At 55.6% G+C, this 16,009-nt stretch carries 14 protein-coding genes; 12 read left to right on the forward strand and 2 right to left on the reverse strand.

What is annotated here, in order from left to right; all coding sequences use genetic code 11:
• The first annotated feature begins 4 nt into the window (after window positions 1-4).
• The 8 genes from ACRQ84_RS21040 to ACRQ84_RS21075 all read left to right on the forward strand — a co-directional run bounded on the left by ACRQ84_RS21040 (window position 5) and on the right by ACRQ84_RS21075 (window position 8,379).
• Window positions 5-949, forward strand: a complete 945-nt coding sequence (locus tag ACRQ84_RS21040) for an ABC transporter permease (RefSeq protein WP_196762360.1) — start codon at window positions 5-7, stop codon at window positions 947-949.
• Entirely contained in the window at window positions 946-1,803 is an 858-nt protein-coding gene (locus ACRQ84_RS21045) for an ABC transporter permease (RefSeq protein ID WP_483817972.1), read from the forward strand. Before ACRQ84_RS21040 ends, ACRQ84_RS21045 begins: the two co-directional genes overlap by 4 nt.
• Window positions 1,800-3,410, forward strand: a complete 1,611-nt coding sequence (locus tag ACRQ84_RS21050) for a dipeptide ABC transporter ATP-binding protein (protein WP_483817973.1) — start codon at window positions 1,800-1,802, stop codon at window positions 3,408-3,410. The genes ACRQ84_RS21045 and ACRQ84_RS21050 overlap by 4 nt, the downstream gene beginning before the upstream one ends.
• On the forward strand, window positions 3,407-4,396 hold the full coding sequence (locus ACRQ84_RS21055; protein WP_483817974.1) for a putative FMN-dependent luciferase-like monooxygenase: 990 nt from the start codon (window positions 3,407-3,409) through the stop codon (window positions 4,394-4,396). The genes ACRQ84_RS21050 and ACRQ84_RS21055 overlap by 4 nt, the downstream gene beginning before the upstream one ends.
• A 161-nt stretch (window positions 4,397-4,557) precedes the next feature.
• Window positions 4,558-5,655, forward strand: a complete 1,098-nt coding sequence (locus tag ACRQ84_RS21060) for an alkylhydroperoxidase domain protein (RefSeq protein ID WP_483817975.1) — start codon at window positions 4,558-4,560, stop codon at window positions 5,653-5,655.
• A gap of 2 nt (window positions 5,656-5,657) precedes the next feature.
• Complete coding sequence (locus tag ACRQ84_RS21065) at window positions 5,658-6,809, forward strand: amidohydrolase (protein ID WP_483817976.1); 1,152 nt, start codon at window positions 5,658-5,660, stop codon at window positions 6,807-6,809.
• A 23-nt stretch (window positions 6,810-6,832) separates the two neighbouring features.
• Entirely contained in the window at window positions 6,833-7,681 is an 849-nt protein-coding gene (locus ACRQ84_RS21070) for a VOC family protein (protein WP_483817977.1), read from the forward strand.
• A 167-nt stretch (window positions 7,682-7,848) separates the two neighbouring features.
• Complete coding sequence (locus ACRQ84_RS21075) at window positions 7,849-8,379, forward strand: GNAT family N-acetyltransferase (protein WP_483817978.1); 531 nt, start codon at window positions 7,849-7,851, stop codon at window positions 8,377-8,379.
• A 25-nt stretch (window positions 8,380-8,404) separates the two neighbouring features.
• On the opposite strand, the gene ACRQ84_RS21080 is transcribed toward ACRQ84_RS21075, so the two are convergent.
• Window positions 8,405-9,313, reverse strand: coding sequence for an AraC family transcriptional regulator (locus tag ACRQ84_RS21080; RefSeq protein ID WP_483817979.1), 909 nt, complete (start codon window positions 9,311-9,313; stop codon window positions 8,405-8,407).
• Between the two features lie 180 nt (window positions 9,314-9,493).
• Here ACRQ84_RS21080 and ACRQ84_RS21085 point away from each other — a divergent pair, with 180 nt between their 5' ends.
• From ACRQ84_RS21085 to eptA, 3 genes are all read left to right on the forward strand, one after another.
• Entirely contained in the window at window positions 9,494-10,588 is a 1,095-nt protein-coding gene (locus tag ACRQ84_RS21085; RefSeq protein ID WP_483817980.1) for an NADH:flavin oxidoreductase/NADH oxidase, read from the forward strand.
• A 271-nt stretch (window positions 10,589-10,859) separates the two neighbouring features.
• Complete coding sequence (locus tag ACRQ84_RS21090) at window positions 10,860-11,843, forward strand: aldo/keto reductase (RefSeq protein WP_483818518.1); 984 nt, start codon at window positions 10,860-10,862, stop codon at window positions 11,841-11,843.
• 399 nt (window positions 11,844-12,242) lie between these two features.
• A complete protein-coding gene (eptA, locus tag ACRQ84_RS21095) occupies window positions 12,243-13,886 on the forward strand; it encodes a phosphoethanolamine transferase EptA (protein WP_483817981.1) in 1,644 nt (547 codons plus the stop codon).
• 69 nt (window positions 13,887-13,955) lie between these two features.
• Here the strand turns inward: eptA and ACRQ84_RS21100 are convergent, their stop codons facing one another.
• The gene (locus ACRQ84_RS21100; protein ID WP_483817982.1) at window positions 13,956-14,732 is read right to left on the reverse strand and encodes an ABC transporter ATP-binding protein; all 777 of its coding nucleotides are present in this window, start codon (window positions 14,730-14,732) and stop codon (window positions 13,956-13,958) included.
• Window positions 14,733-14,926: 194 nt separating this feature from the next.
• Between ACRQ84_RS21100 and ACRQ84_RS21105 the strand changes: the two genes are divergently transcribed.
• Window positions 14,927-16,000, forward strand: a complete 1,074-nt coding sequence (locus ACRQ84_RS21105; RefSeq protein ID WP_064740154.1) for an ABC transporter substrate-binding protein — start codon at window positions 14,927-14,929, stop codon at window positions 15,998-16,000.
• Window positions 16,001-16,009: the final 9 nt, after the last annotated feature.

Raw genomic sequence — 16,009 nt, forward strand, 5'->3', positions numbered from 1 at the left:
AATGATGCAACGTTCACTGCTGCGAAGAGTGGGTCAAAGCGTATTGGTGCTGTGGGCCGCGTTTACCCTGTCGTTCTTTCTGCTGCAGGTGCTGCCCGGCGATGCGGTGCTGATCAAGTTTCAGAACCCGGATCTGGGCCTCAGCCCGGATCAAATCGCCGAAATGCGCCTTGCTTACGGCGCGGATAATCCTCTCTGGCAGCAGTACGTGCACACGCTGCTGGCGATGCTGCGCGGCGATTTTGGTTACTCGGTGCAGGCGGGCGTGCCGGTGAGTGAACAGCTGATCAGCAATCTGCCCGCTACGCTGCAACTGGCACTGCTCGGCTTTGCGCTGGCGACGCTTATCGCCTTTACGCTGGCGGCGTTATCACGTTTGCCTGCGCTGCGTTTCCTGCGTTCGCTGCTGCAATCGGTGCCGGCGCTGTTTATCTCGCTGCCCACCTTCTGGCTTGGCATCGCGTTGATTCAGCTGTTCTCTTTCCAACTGCGCTGGATTCCAGTGATCAATCCTTCAGCCCTGCAAGGCCTGATCCTGCCAGTGATTACCGTGGCGATTCCGATTTCCGCCCCGCTGGCGCAAATTCTGTTGCGCAGCATCGATCAGGTCTCAACCCAGCCGTTCGTGGCGGTGGCGCGTGCCAAAGGCGCCAGCGAAAGCCACGTGCTGTGGCATCACGTGATGCGCAATGCGCTGCTACCGGTGCTGAATGTCGCGGGCTTGCTACTCGGTGAGTTGATTGCCGGTGCGCTGATAACCGAAACCGTGTTTGGCCTGAGCGGCGTCGGACAGTTGACGCAGCAGGCGGTGAATAATCAGGACGTCGCGGTGTTACAGGCGGTGGTGATGATCTCTGCGCTGGCGTTTGTGCTAATTAACCTGCTGGTCGATGCGTTGATGCCGCTGTTCGATCCGCGTCTGCAATCTATTGCCGGAGGCAACCGATGAGCCTGGTCGATTACTCAACTGCGCGTCAAAGCAATGGCAACGCGCGTGCGTTACGCGTGCTCCCCCTCCAGCCGGGATTGTGGCTGGCGTGGGGCGTGATGCTGCTGGCGCTGCTGGCGGCGTTTGCGCCTGGCTTGTTTACCCATTTTAGCCCAACTGAAGGCGTCCCCGGCGCGCAGCGTCTGCCGCCACAGGCCGCTTACTGGCTCGGCACCGATCAGCTAGGCCGCGATCTTTACGCGCGCATTATTTACGGTGCGTCTCAGTCGCTGTCGGCGGCGGTCGCAGCCGTGGCGATGGGGTTGATTGGCGGCACCACGCTCGGCGTTCTGGCGGGCGCGATTGGCGGGCGCACCGAGAACTGGCTGATGCGCTTAGTCGATGTGCTGCTGTCGATTCCCTCTCTGCTGCTGTCGCTCAGCATTCTGATTCTGCTGGGCTTCGGCACCGTACACGCCGCGCTGGCGGTAGGCATCGCCTCTATGGCCAGCTTCGCTCGCCTTGCACGCGGTGAAGTGGTGCGCGTGCGCCGCAGTGAATTCGTCGAAGCGGCCTACGGCAGCGGCGGCAGTTTCTGGCGCGTATTGTGGCGTCACATTTTGCCTAACTCGCTGACGGCGGTGATCGCCTTTGCCGCCTTGCAGTTTGGTCAGGCAATCCTGGCGTTATCTACCCTCAGCTTCCTGGGCTACGGCACGCCGCCGCCAACGCCTGAGTGGGGATTACTGATCGCCGAAGGACGCAATTATCTGGCCACTGCGTGGTGGCTCACCACCTTCCCTGGCATCGTGGTAGTCGCCGTGGTACTGGCCGCCAATCGCATCAGCCGTCAACTGGCCGGAGGTGACGCATGAGCGCGTTATTAGCCATCGAAAATTTAACCCTGAGTTATCGCCAGCGCGGCGAGTGGCGCGCGGTGGTTCACAACGTCAGCTTTGAGTTACAGCCTGGTGAAATGGTGGCGCTGGTCGGTGAATCCGGCTCCGGCAAAACCACCACCGCACAGGCCATTATTGGTCTGATGGCGGAAAACGGCCGCCGTGATAGCGGCAAGATAGTGCTGAACGGCACCGATATCGCCGGTTGGTCGTCCAAACGCCTTGATAGCCTGCGTGGCGTCAGCATCAGCTTAGTACCGCAGGATCCCGGCAACTCGCTCAATCCGGTAAAAACGATCGGCGATCAGGTCGGTGAAATGCTGCAGCTACACCTGAGAATCAGCAAAGCCGAACGCCAGCTACGCGTGCTCGAGCTGTTGCAAAAGGTCGGTCTCAGCCATCCGGAACAGCGCTTAAAACAGTATCCACATCAGCTCTCCGGCGGCATGAAACAGCGCGTGCTGATTGCCATCGCCCTCGCCCTACGTCCGCAGATTATTATTGCCGATGAACCCACCAGCGCGTTGGATGTGACGGTGCAAAAACGCATTCTCGATCTGCTGGATGTGCTGCGCCGCGAATCCGGCACGGCGGTGCTGTTTGTCACGCACGATTTGGCATTGGCAGCAGAACGCGCCGATCGTCTGCTGGTATTTCGTCATGGCGAAGTGCAGGAACAAGGCCCGGCGGCGCAGGTGATCACCGCGCCGCAACATCCCTACACGCGACAACTGTTACAAGACGCCGATGCGGGCGACAGTGCGCTGGCGGTGCCCGCCAAAGCCAACTTTTCGTCGCCCGCGATCCAGCTCTCGAACATCAATAAACAGTTTGCCCTCGGTCGCCAGCAGCAGCTGCAGGTCGCCAAAGCGGTGTGCGTTAGCGTGGCGCGCGGTACCACCCACGCGTTGGTCGGCGAATCCGGTTCGGGTAAAACCACGTTGGCGCGCATTCTGCTGGGATTTGAGCAGGCCGACAGCGGTCGCGTGGTGATTGATGGGATTGACGCCACCGCGCTGCGCGGTGAAGCGCAACGTCAACTGCGCCGCAAGATTCAGTTTGTTTATCAGAACCCCTTTGCCTCCCTCGATCCGCGCCAGACGCTGTTCGCCATCATTGAGGAACCGCTGCGTAACTTTGAGCAGCTAAGCCGTAACGAGCGGCGCGAACGCGTCGAAGCCGTGGCGCAACGCGTGGCGCTGCCGCTGGAATTATTGCAACGCCAACCGCGCGAGTTGTCCGGCGGCCAGCGTCAGCGTGTAGCCATCGCCCGCGCCCTGATTATCCAACCGGCGATTCTGGTGCTGGATGAAGCCACCTCGGCGCTGGACGTCACGGTGCAGGCGCAGATTCTGCACCTGCTGCAACAACTGCAACGTGAGCTGGGCCTCACCTATCTGTTCATCACCCACGATCTCGCAACCGTGCGCCGCATTGCACACAGCGTCACCGTGCTACGCGCGGGTGAAGTGGTGGAGCAAGGTGACACCGTCACGCTTTTTAACGCGCCTCAGCATCCGTATACCCGATCGCTGATTGACGCGATTCCGGCTTTCCGCCCGCTGATTAAGGAGTCTGCATGACGCGCAAACGCATTGGTTTTTTCACCCGCCTGCTGGATGACACCACCGCACAGCAGCGCTATCGCCTGGCAACCGAGCAGATTCAGCACGCCGAGCGCACCGGTTTTGACAGCGCGTGGATTGCTCAGCATCACTTTCATGAGAAAGAAGGCGGCTTGCCGTCGCCGTTGCTGTTTCTGGCACACGTTGCCGCACACACCCGCACGATTCGCCTTGGCACCGGTATCATCACGCTGGCGATGGAGAATGCGCTGCGCGTTGCTGAAGATGCGGCGGTGCTGGACCTGCTCAGTAATGGTCGCCTGGAAGTAGGTTTAGGATCGGGCGGCACCGCGACCTCGTTTCTGCCGTTTGGCATCACCATCGACCAACGCACCAGCGTGTTTGCCGATCATCTTCATCAGCTGCTCAGCGCATGGCGCGGCGATACGCTGGGACATCCGGATAATCATCTCTATCCCGCTGCACCGACGCTGGCACAACGCGTGTGGATTGCCACTTTCTCGGTGGAAGGTGCCGCGCGCGCCGGGCAAGCCGGGCACGGTTTGATGCTGTCCCGCACCCAGCCGCGTCCGGCGGGTCAGCCGGATTTAGCGCTCGATCACATCCAGAACCCGATGATCGATGCTTATCTTGCCGCATTACCGGCGGGCATTGCGCCGCGCATTCTGGCCTCGCGCACCGCCTTTGTCGCCGATTCCAACGACTACGCGCGTCGCCTTGCCGAGCCGGGCTTGCAGCGTCAGGCGCAGCATTTCCGCGAATCAGGATATGTGGTTGGCCACACGCTGGATGAGCAGGCGCGCCAGTTAGATGCGCACTTCGGCGATGCCGAACGGGTGCAGCAATCCCTGTTGGCAGATACCGTGTTGCAACGCGTCACCGATATCAGTTTCCAGGTGCACTCCATCGATCCGCCACACGCCGACATTCTGCGTTCCATTGAATTAATTGCCGACCATATTGCGCCCGCGCTGCGCGGCTAAGTCGGTGCCCACAAGATTAGCGGTCGCCATAAATGGCGACCCTACGACGGATTCACCTTGTTTTGTAGGGTCGCCATTTATGGCGAACCTGCGACGGATTCACCTTGTTTTGTAGGGTCGCCATTTATGGCGACCTACTCATGCTTTAACTGGAGAATTTTATGTCTCAACCGACAGATTTACTCGCCGCGCTGGCGGATATCGATCCCGCATCTGAACTGGCGCAAGCCCGCGCCGAGCGCCATGCTGCCACGCAACATACGCAAGGCAGCTATGACGTTTTGTTTACACAAGATGATGAAGATTTGCCATTGGCTGAACGCTTCGCCCTCGCCGCGCAGGTGGCGGCCTGGCATGGCGCATCACGCCTCGAAGCACATTACCGGCAGCCGAATCAGCCGCACGGCGCACGCTTCGATGCCGGTTTAACGTTTGCTGAACTGCTGAGCCTGCACCCGGTGGATGCCGCGCCGCAGCACATCGAGACGCTGCAACGTGCCGGTTGGTCGCCGCGCGGTATCGTCACGCTGGCGCAGCTGGTTGCGTTTGTCAGCTTCCAGAGCCGCTTACTCGCGGGTTTGCGTTTGCTCAACGGCGAAGAGACCGCCACGCAGCCGCATGCGGTAGCGGGTAAATGGCATGATGCGCCGCTCACCGTGAGGGGTAAAACTGCCCTCACCGCATTTACCCAACAGGAACTCGGCTGGGAGCCGTGGCTGGCGGCGAAACCCTTGCATGAATTTAGCCCTGAAGAGCAGAGCACACTGGCGAAATTCGGCCATAGTGATTCCGATTACTTCCGCCTGCTGGGCCGTAATCAGCCGCTGCTTGAGCAACGCACCCTGACCGATAAAGGCATCTTCTATACCGCCGGTGGCCTTTCGCGTGCCGAACGCGAACTCGCCGCCACGGTAGTGAGCAAGGTCAACGGCTGCATCTACTGCGCCTCGGTGCATGCGCGAAAAGCCAGCCAGCTCTCCAAAGATGAACCCGCGGTGCAGAAGCTGCTGAATGTCGCGCCCGGCGCTGAGCTGGCGCACGGACAATCGGCCCGCTGGGCAGCGCAGATTGATCTGGTTGCCACCTTATCAATCACACCCGCCGCCACTAGCCTGAAACAGCTGCACGCGCTGCGCGATCAGGGATTCAGCACGCTAGAGCTGCTGGACCTGATTCAGTCCGCCGCCTTCTTCGCCTGGGCGAACCGTCTGATGCTGACGCTGGGCGAACCTTTTTTACCTGCACAAACACAAGGATGACCATGACGGATCTTTCCCATCAACAGTTGGTGCGCTGGCGACGCGAGCTGCATCAGCATCCCGAGCTGTCGGATCAGGAATTTGCCACCACCGAGCGACTTACCCGCTGGCTGCAGGAATTGAACGTCAAGCTGCTGCCGCTGGCGTTGAAAACCGGTGTGGTGGCAGAAATCGGTCACGGCCAACCGCTGATTGCGCTGCGTGCCGACATCGATGCCCTGCCGATCGACGAGCAAACCGACCAGCCGTGGCGCTCCCAGCAGCCGGGCGTGATGCACGCCTGCGGCCACGATCTGCACAGCAGCGTGATGCTGGGCGTCGCACAGCAGCTAAAACGCATCGAATCTGAATTACCCGGTCGCGTGCGTATTCTGTTTCAGCCTGCCGAGGAGATTTTTACCGGCGCGAAACAGCTGCTGGCGGCAGGCGCGCTCCAAGATGTGCAGGCGATTTTCGGGCTGCATAACGCGCCAGATCTGCCCACGGGCACACTGCGCACGCGCGGCGGCGCCTATTATGCCAATGTCGATCGCTTCCAGATCACTATTACCGGCAAAGGCGCACACGCCGCGCGTCCGCATGAAGGCATCGATAGCATCGTGATTGGCAGCCACATCGTCACCGCGCTGCAAACGCTGCCGAGCCGCGTGTTCAGTTCGCTGGAATCGGTTGTCGTCAGCGTGACGCGCTTCACTGCAGGCAACAGCTGGAACGTGCTGCCACAAACGGTGGAACTGGAAGGCACAGTGCGCACCCATAACGCAGCGATTCGCGCGCAAATCCCGCAGAGAATAGCAGCGCTGATTAATGGGATCGCCGCCGGATTTGGCGCGCAGGCGGAGCTGGTGTGGCAGGAAGGCCCGCCCTCGTTGGTGAACACACCGGAATGGGCCGATTTCGCGCTAGATGTGGCAGCGGATCACGGCTATCAAACGTTAGTTGGCACACCGCAGATGGGGGGTGAAGACTTCGCCTTCTACCTGCAACAGCTACCCGGAGCGTTCGTGAGCATTGGCAGTGCCAGTGAATTTGGCCTGCATCACGCCGGTTTCGATCCGGATGAAGCAATGCTGGAACCGGCGGTGCATTACTTCACCGAGCTGGCCCAGCGCGCGCTACACATGCTGCGTCAACAACAGGCGCTGGCATCGTGACCATGAGAGCAAGGAGAAAAGCGATGGCGATTTCAGTACCTGTTCCACGTCTCAACCATGTGGTGATTAACGTTTCCAACCAGCTGGATGATGCCAGCGCACTGTTTCGTCGACTCGGATTTCAGTTGACCGAGCGCGGCCATCATTCGCTCGGCTCCAGCAATCATCTGGCGATATTTGGTGATAACTATCTGGAGTTATTAGGTTTTGAAGCCGGGCGTGGCAATTTGCGCCAGGATTTGTGGCAGTCACCGATGGGTCTCAGCGGTTTAGTGTGGAAAACCGAAGATGCTGATGCGGTGTGGCGCTATCTGGAGAGTCAGGACATCGACGGCGATTTGCCGGCGAGCTTTTTCCGTCCGGTGACCTTGCCGGATGGCACCGAGCAGGAAGCGCGCTTCCGCACCGTGCGGCTGCGCCCGTCGCTGGTTGCAAATGGTCGCAGCTTCTTTTGCCAACACGACACGCCGGATTCGGTATGGCAGGACGCGTGGCGCGTTCATCCCAATGGCGTGAGCGATATCGTTGAATTTGTGGTGGTTGCTCAGGATCCCGCTGCTGCCGCGCAACCTTACAGCCGTTTGTTTGGCGCCGATAAGCTCACCGCCTGTCAGGAAGGCGCATTTGTACTCAAAGCGGGCGTAGCGACGGTGCGCTTTGCCGCCGCAGAATACGTGACGCAGCGCTTCGCTGGTTTACCGATCGATTACGATGGCAGCGCGCGCATGGCGGGATTGAGCTTGCGTACCACGGATCTGCGCAAGGTGAAAGCCAGCCTGCTGCTCGGCGACGTACCGTTCCGCGAAGAAGAGTCCGCGATTATCGTCGGTGCCGGGCAGGCGTTTGGCGTGGCGTTACGGTTTGAGCAATAAAAAATCCGCGTATACCGAGCCTGGTACAAATCCGTAGCGGCGCGATTTATCGCGCATAGCAAAGGCGACTCCGCGCACCTCCAGATGATGCGCAATAAATTGCGCCGCTACGTTAAGTGCGTTCTAAAATAGGTTCATCCTCCTTGTCCTGTTACCGAAGGTGAACATTGCCTACGAAACTGCATCTTGAAACCTCCAGACTCACCTGCTCGCAGATTGAGGAGGCCGACTGGGCTTTCTTCCGTCAACTCCAGCTCTCGCCAGACGTTATGCACCACGTCGCTGACCAAAAAACAGAAGAAAAAATTCTCGCAGACTTTTCAGCAAGATTGCCGATCTGGTCGCCGCAGAGCGAGCATTGGCTTTGTCTGGTGGTGCGTGAAAAACAGATGGGTAATCGCATCGGCGTCAGCGGCTATATCCATCGTGAAAATGACTGCGCCGAAGTCGGCTTTCTTTTCGCACCAGAAGCGCAAGGCAAAGGCTATGCACACGAGTCGCTTCAGGCGATTTGTGACTATGCATTCAGCGACGGCGGCATGCGACGACTGATCGCCACCGTCACCGCAGGCAATATGCCGTCACGTCGATTGCTGGAAAAAGTCGGTTTCGTGTTGGAAGGTGGACTGCGCGAAAGTTACTGGCTGAGAAATGCATGGCATAACGATTGGCTGTTTGGGTTGCTGCGCAGCGGATAGAGTATGTAATCAAGCAGTTTTCGACTTAGCCCTCTCCATTCAAACGCATGCGTTTGATATCCCGTTGCGGAGATTCGCCAAACTCGCGTCTGTATTCGCGGCTAAACTGCGATGCACTTTCATAGCCAACAGTTAACGCTGCGCTGTTGGCATCAAGATTCTTGCTCAACATCTGTTGCCTGGCTTCCTGCAATCGCAGCTTTTTCTGGTACTGCAAGGGACTCACCCCCGTCATTGAGCGAAAATGCTGGCGAAAAGTCGATGGGCTCATGAAAGCATTCGCAGCCAGTTCATCCATGCTAATAGGCCGTGTGAAGTTTTGTTTTAGCCAGCCAACGATCTTCGAAATATTCTGGCTTGGCGAACCGGCCGTGGCTATTTGCCTTAATAGTGGACCATGGTTGCTGGCCAATAGGCGCATAACAATTTCTTGCTGAATCAGGGGTTCCAGGTGAGTTATTAAATCCGGCTCATCCAGTAACGTAATTAAGCGGCTTAACGCATTAATCAACCCCTCATCCAAAGGTTCGACAGACAGTGGATTGAGTGATATCTCCCTACCAGGCTTCGCCGGCGGCATCAGCGCGGCAATCTGCATCACCATGCGAGGATCAAACGTTAACATCATTCCTAAAAATGGCTCATGCTGGCTAGCCTGCGTTACATGCGATACCACCGGCAAATCGATCGTTGTCAGCAAGGACTCACCCGCGCTGTAATGCGTCTGTTTCCCCGCCAGCATGATCTCTTTTGCTCCCTGCACCACCACACCCAAACCCATCTGATAAATACAGTGCACTGGCAACGTTGCCATATTGCGGCGATGAACAGAAAGTGAAGCTATAGCGGTTAAGTGGTCCCCCTCGTTTTGGGCAATCCTGCTAATCAGCGCAGCCAAATTTCCAAGTCCAGAATTCACATTATTATCGACCATTTAAGCCCACCCATCGCCGCAGATTCAGTCAGGTGATTTTAACATCAGTAAAATTAAAAAATGTACTCGTTGAGGCACATGCATCGTTTTAGGCAATTCTCTCGGCAGATCCGACAAGCCTAACAAGCAACAGCCATCCCATAATAGGTCAACACTTAACCTGAAAAGCTGAGACGAAAGATGCCTGGTTTATTTGATTCCTACACGCTCAAAGACACTACCCTTCGCAATAGAATCGTCGCGTCACCGATGTGCCAATATCAGGCTGACGGTGGCTTCATTAATGACTGGCATAAGTCGCATTATTCGATGCTGGCAAACGGTGGCGTGGGTTTACTCATCGTTGAGGCAACCGCCGTTTTGCCAGAAGGGCGAATTACACCAGGTGATCTTGGTCTGTGGAGTGATGCTCACACTGAAGGATTCGCATCCGTTGTTACCGCCATCAAACAAGCCGGAGCGGTAGCGGGAATTCAGCTTGGGCATGCGGGCAGAAAAGCAGGGTGCACGCCGCCGTGGCAAGGTGGCGCTCCTTTGGATCAGCAGGATCCAAAGGCATGGGTCCCCGTTGCTGCCAGCGCAGTGCCTTACGTAGAAGGTAGCGACTATGTTCCGCATGAGATGTCTTGCGAAGAGATCCAGCATACCATTCATGCTTTTAAAGAGGCCGCGCGCCGCGCTGCGGAAGCTGGATTTGAATGGCTTGAACTTCATTTTGCACACGGCTTTCTGGCACAAACATTCCTGTCATCAAAAACCAACCTTCGTGAAGATCAGTATGGCGGTTCTTTAGCGAACCGTGCACGCTTTATGCTTGATGTGGTCGAGGCCGTGAAATCTGTCTGGCCTGCACATCTGCCACTCACCGCCCGACTCGGTGTCATTGAATTTGATGCCTGTCCTGAACACAGTTTTGCTGAATCCCTGGAAGTCATTCGATGGCTGAAAAAAGCTGGGATCGACTTTGTTGATGTTGGGTTAGCGCTCTCAACTCCCGATGAACAGGTACCCTGGGGTCCAAATTTCATGGTTCCCTACGCTGAACGGGTTCGCAGAGAAACCGGCCTCCCCGTTGCAACCAGTTGGATGATCACCAAAGCCAGCGATGCTAACGACTTTATCCAGGATGCAAAACTTGACCTGGTGTTTTTTGCCCGCACGCTTTTGGCCAATCCCCATTGGGTATTCCATGCTGCACGGGAACTTCAGATCAATTCGCCAGAGTCAGTATTACCCGTTGCTTATGCGTACTGGCTAAAGAACTGGGCGGAATAATTCTCTCTTTTTATTTGCCACCGTCAGCCTTAACTCAGCGCTGCCGCTTAATGCCATTTTCCCTCTGGAGATAATCATGAAAGTAGAAAAGTTCGATGCTTCGTCAGCGGCATTATCAACGTCGGCAGGAACAATGAGTCGACGCAGTTTCATCTCCCGGACAGCAGTGATAAGCGCAGGTATGGCGGTCAGCTCGCTGTCGTGGGGGGCCTCCACATCCCTCGCTTCCGGGGCACAGAACACTAACCATCCATCGCAAGCAGGAGACATTATGCCAATGCGAAAACTCGGCAACCTTACCGTTTCAGCACTGGGTGCAGGCTGTATGAGCATCAGTGCCAATTACGGACCGGCGGCCGATCGTCAACAGGGTATCCGCACATTGCGTGAAGCACATGATAAGGGCGTGACATTCTTCGATACGGCGGAAGTTTATGGTCCCTATACCAGCGAAGAGCTGGTTGGAGAAGCATTAGCGCCGATTCGTGATCAGGTGGTCATTGCCAGTAAATTTGGCTTCGATATCAAAAACGGTGGACTAAACAGTCAGCCTCGGCATATTCGTCAGGTTGTTGAAGAATCCCTTCGCCGCCTGAAAACCGATCGTATAGACCTTTATTATCAGCATCGGGTTGATCCCAACGTGCCGATTGAAGACGTCGCCGGCACCATCAAAGATCTGATAAGCGAAGGCAAAATCCTGCATTTTGGTCTTTCCGAAGCCAGCCCTGAAACTATTCGCCGCGCTCATGCTGTTCAAGCGGTAGCGGCAGTACAGACTGAGTACTCAGTGATGAACCGCGACCCGGAACACAACGGCGTTCTGCAAACCTGTGAAGCGTTGGGGATTGGCTTTGTTCCCTGGGGCCCAGTTGGCATGGGTTTTTTAACTGGAGCACTGAACGCGCGATCCCATTTTGATGCAAAAAAAGATCTTCGGACAGGCTTTGAACGATTCTCACCTGAAAATCTGGCAGCTAATCAGCCGTTTGTTGATCTGCTAAGAAAAATCGGGGCGGAAAAAAATGCCACGCCTCCTCAGATTGCACTCGCATGGTTGCTGGCGCAGAAACCCTGGATTGTGCCGATCCCTGGCACCCGAAATATCAATCATCTGCATGAAAATCTGGGTGCGGTAAATATTCGATTTACTGCAGCTGAATTGAGTGAAATGGATACAGCACTGGCCCGATTAACCGTGTTTGGCGGTCGTATGAACAAGGAACAGATGCAGATTGTTCAGCCAGCATCATAAATATTCCTGAATACATGCGTTTCAGTCACTCGGGCAGCCCAATAATCCATAAAGGCTGCCCTTATTGATCCCTGCTCTCATAACGTCAACTGCATCTGCGCGTTATACCCGCGGCGATCAGGGTGGATAAACTCGCCGACCGACAGCTGTGTGCAATTAAGCCGCGTAATGTCATTTATTCTCATACTAAGGTTCACTTAATCTTCAGAAATGAAAATGTCCTCAACCAAAGAGGAAATTTTTATGAAATCGATGATGTCCCGACCTTTCAGTGAATTTTTGGCCGTCGCTGTAAGTGTGTTCACCGTAGTGAGCTTTCTGGCCATCTGGTTCTAAATTAAGGTTTACTTAACCTTCACTGCTTAAGCTAGGCCCATCTTAACTTTTATGGATGGACCAATGATATTTTCGCTGCGCAAAAGACCGACGCTAAGTCGGCTGACCTTTATTACGCTATTTTCACTTTATATTGCGGTGTTCCTGAATATTGCCTTTTATCGTCAGGTGATTGAAGAGATGCCGCTTGATACGCTGCGCACAATAGCCGTCTTCGCCTCCATGCCGCTAGTGGCCTTTAGCGTAATCAATATTATTGCCACGCTCGCCTCCTTTGTGTGGCTCGATCGGCTGATTCTCGCGCTGTTTATATTGGTTGCGGCTGCGGCGCAATATTTCATCTGGACCTTCGGTATCGTTATCGATCGCTCGATGATCGTGAATATTCTGGATACCACACCGTCAGAATCCTTGGCCTTATTGTCACCCAAGTTAATTATTACCCTGGGTGGCAGCGGCTTGCTCGCGGCCCTGTTGGTTTTCTGGATTGGAATCAATAATAGCCAACCTCTCTGGAAAAACATCGCCAAACGCGCTGCGTCCATCGTCGTGTCGATAATCTGCATCGCCTTGGTGGCGACGTTTTTCTATAAAGATTACGCCTCGCTGTTCCGTAATCAAAAAGAGCTGATTAAATCGCTCAGTCCTTCCAATTCGATCGTGGCGACGCTTTCCTGGTACCACCACAGCCGCACCGCTAATCGGCCGCTGGTAAAAATTGGTTTAGACGCCAAACAACAACCAGCAATGTTGGCGGGTGCAAAGAAAAACCTGACGATTTTAGTGGTGGGTGAAACCACGCGCGCGGTGAATTTCCAGCTGAATGGTTATGGCCGTGAAACCACGCCGTTGCTGGCGAAAGATGATGTCTCTTATTTTCCAAATACCCAGTCTTGCGGCACGGCTACTGCGGTCTCTTTGCCTTGTATGTTCTCTAATATGCCGCGCGCACATTATGACGATCAGCTCGCTGATCATCAGGAAGGCATGCTCGATATTATCCAGCGTGCCGGTGTGCAGGTTTTATGGCAAGACAATGACGGCGGCTGCAAAGGTGCCTGCGTCCGCGTGCCGCATCAGGATATGACCAGTCTGAATCTGGCGAATATGTGTCACGATGGGGAATGTTATGACGAGGTGTTATTCAACGGCATTGAGGATTATATTAAAAACCTCAAAGGCAACGGCGTAATTGTTTTGCATACCATTGGCAGTCACGGCCCAACCTATTACAACCGCTATCCGCCACAGTTTAAAAAATTCACGCCGACGTGCGATACCAATCAAATTCAGGATTGTTCGCAACAGCAGCTGGTGAATACTTATGACAACACTATTCTGTATATCGATTACATTATCGATAAAGCGATTAATGTGCTGAAAGCGCATCAGGATCAGTTTACCACCAACCTGGTTTATCTTTCCGATCACGGTGAATCTTTAGGTGAAAACGGTGCCTATTTGCACGGTATGCCGTATGCAATTGCGCCTGATGTGCAGAAACATGTGCCGATGCTGATTTGGTTATCACCGGATTATCAACAGCGCTATGGCGTGAGTAAAAGCTGTGTCGATAAGCTCGCGACGCATCAGCATTATTCGCAGGATAATCTGTTCTCCACCCTGCTGGGATTAACGGGGATTCAAACCGGTGAATATCAGCCTAAGGACGATATTCTGGCCAGTTGTCGGGCCACGCAGGGTTAGTGCTATAAGGTCGCCATAAATCGCGCCCCTACGGAGCCGTTGTAAGGTCGCCATTGCTGGCGACCAACGTCACGCCGCCGCCCGATCCGCCCCCAGTAAATCCAGAATACGGCTACGCAGCGCCACCAGTTGTGGATCGTCGCGACGGCGTGGCCACGGCAGATTAACCGCGATCACATCCACCACTTTTGCCGGTCTTGGGCTGAACACCACCACGCGATTAGCCATCACCAGCGCCTCTTCCACGTCGTGCGTTACCATCAGCGTGGTGAACTGCTGCTCCTGCCACAGATCGACAATCTCCTGCTGCATACGCAACCGCGTCAGTGAATCAAGCTTGCCGAGCGGTTCATCGAGGATCAGCAAACGCGGCACGTTAACCAGCGCACGAGCCAGCGCTGCACGCTGCGCCATCCCGCCGGAGAGCTGATGCGGCCAGGCGCGGGCAAACTGCCTGAGCCCAACGCGATCCAGCATGGCATTAATGCGTTGTTCACGCAGGGGGCGACTTTCACCCCGAATCTGCAGGCCGAGGCCAACGTTGTCATAGACATTGCGCCACGGATAGAGTGTTGGGTCTTGAAACACCACCACGCGCGACGGATCGGGCGCGGTGATCGCCTTGCCCTCTTCCGCCAGTAAACCGCTGGTTGGGGGTTCCAGTCCGGCCAGCAGACGCAAAAGCGTCGATTTGCCGCAACCGGACGGCCCCAGCAGTGCGACAAATTCTCCGGCCTTGACCTGCAAATTAATATTCTCCAGAACCGGCAACGCTTCGCCTTCTAAGGTGAAGTGATGATTAACCTGCTCAATCGCTATATTCACACCCGCCGAGGTGGTGGCCATATTTATGCTCCTGCAAGATATGCTAAGAAATAAAGCATAAGCCGCACCTTTGCCTGCTCGAAATAGCCATTTCGGCAAACTTATCCGTAAATATTCATAATGAAAAATTGCATGATGTCATGCGGGAATGTTATTTGGTCGCGCTTATTGCCTTTGCCATAGTGCCTGTAAAATTTATCTACAAGGAAGACAGGATGGCATTTCAACAATTCTCTCTGAGCCGTCGTGCATTATTACGTGGCCTGGGTCTCTTTAGTGCCGGCGTGGCGGTGAATCCGTTGCTGAGCAGCAAGGTGTTTGCCGACGATAAATCCCTCAAAACCATCAAGCTAGCGTGGGGACAAACCGCAGTGTGTCAGTCACCGATTTCGGTGGCGCTGAAACAAGGTTTCTTTAAAAAGTACGGCCTGAATGTGGAACCGGTGAACTTCAGTGGCCCAACCGATGCGCTGTTACAGGCGATTGCCACTGGACAGGCCGATGGCGGGATTGGCATGGCGTTGCGCTGGCTGAAGCCGCTGGAGCAAGGCTTTGATGTTGACCTCACGGTCGGCACGCACGGCGGCTGCATGCGTTTACTCGCCCCGCAGAACAGTGGTATCCGCGATGTGAAAGATTTAGTGGGTAAATCGGTGGCGGTGAGCGATCAGGCCAGTCCGATTCGCAACTTCTTCGCCATTCAGCTGGCGAAACAGGGCATCGACCCCGATAAACAGGTTAACTGGTTACAATATCCACCTGACCTGTTTGGCGAAGCGCTGCGCAAAGGCGAAGTGCAGGCGCTGGCCACTGATGATCCGCAGGGCTGGCTGCTGAAGAAGCAGCACGACCTGGTGGAAGTGGATAACAACCTAAAAGGCGAATACGCCAACCTAACCTGCTGCGTGCTGGGCCTGCGCGGCTCGCTGGTGCGTGACGATCCCGCCACTGCGCGCGCCATCACGCAGGCAATTGTCGATGCGCAGCAGTGGACCGCCGAGCATCCGGAGGAGACAGCGAAAATCTTCCAGCCGTTTGTGCCGGGCTCAGTGGCGGTTGAGGATATAGCCGCGATGCTAAAAGAGCACACACATAGTCATCACTCCACTGGCGTGCAGCTGCGCAAAGAAGTGGCGGTGTATATCAATGAGCTAAAACAAATCAACGTGATCCGTCCGGATACCGATGCGCAGCGCTTCGCTGAGCACTATGTGCCGGAGCTGCTGCCCGCCGAAGCGGCCCATCAACACGCCAGCAACATGGCGCACATGAGCAACATGTCCAGCTAAGGAGACGAG

This window comes from Pantoea sp. E2023-21, from assembly GCF_051302795.1.
Classification (GTDB): Bacteria; Pseudomonadota; Gammaproteobacteria; order Enterobacterales; family Enterobacteriaceae; genus Pantoea; species Pantoea ludwigii_A.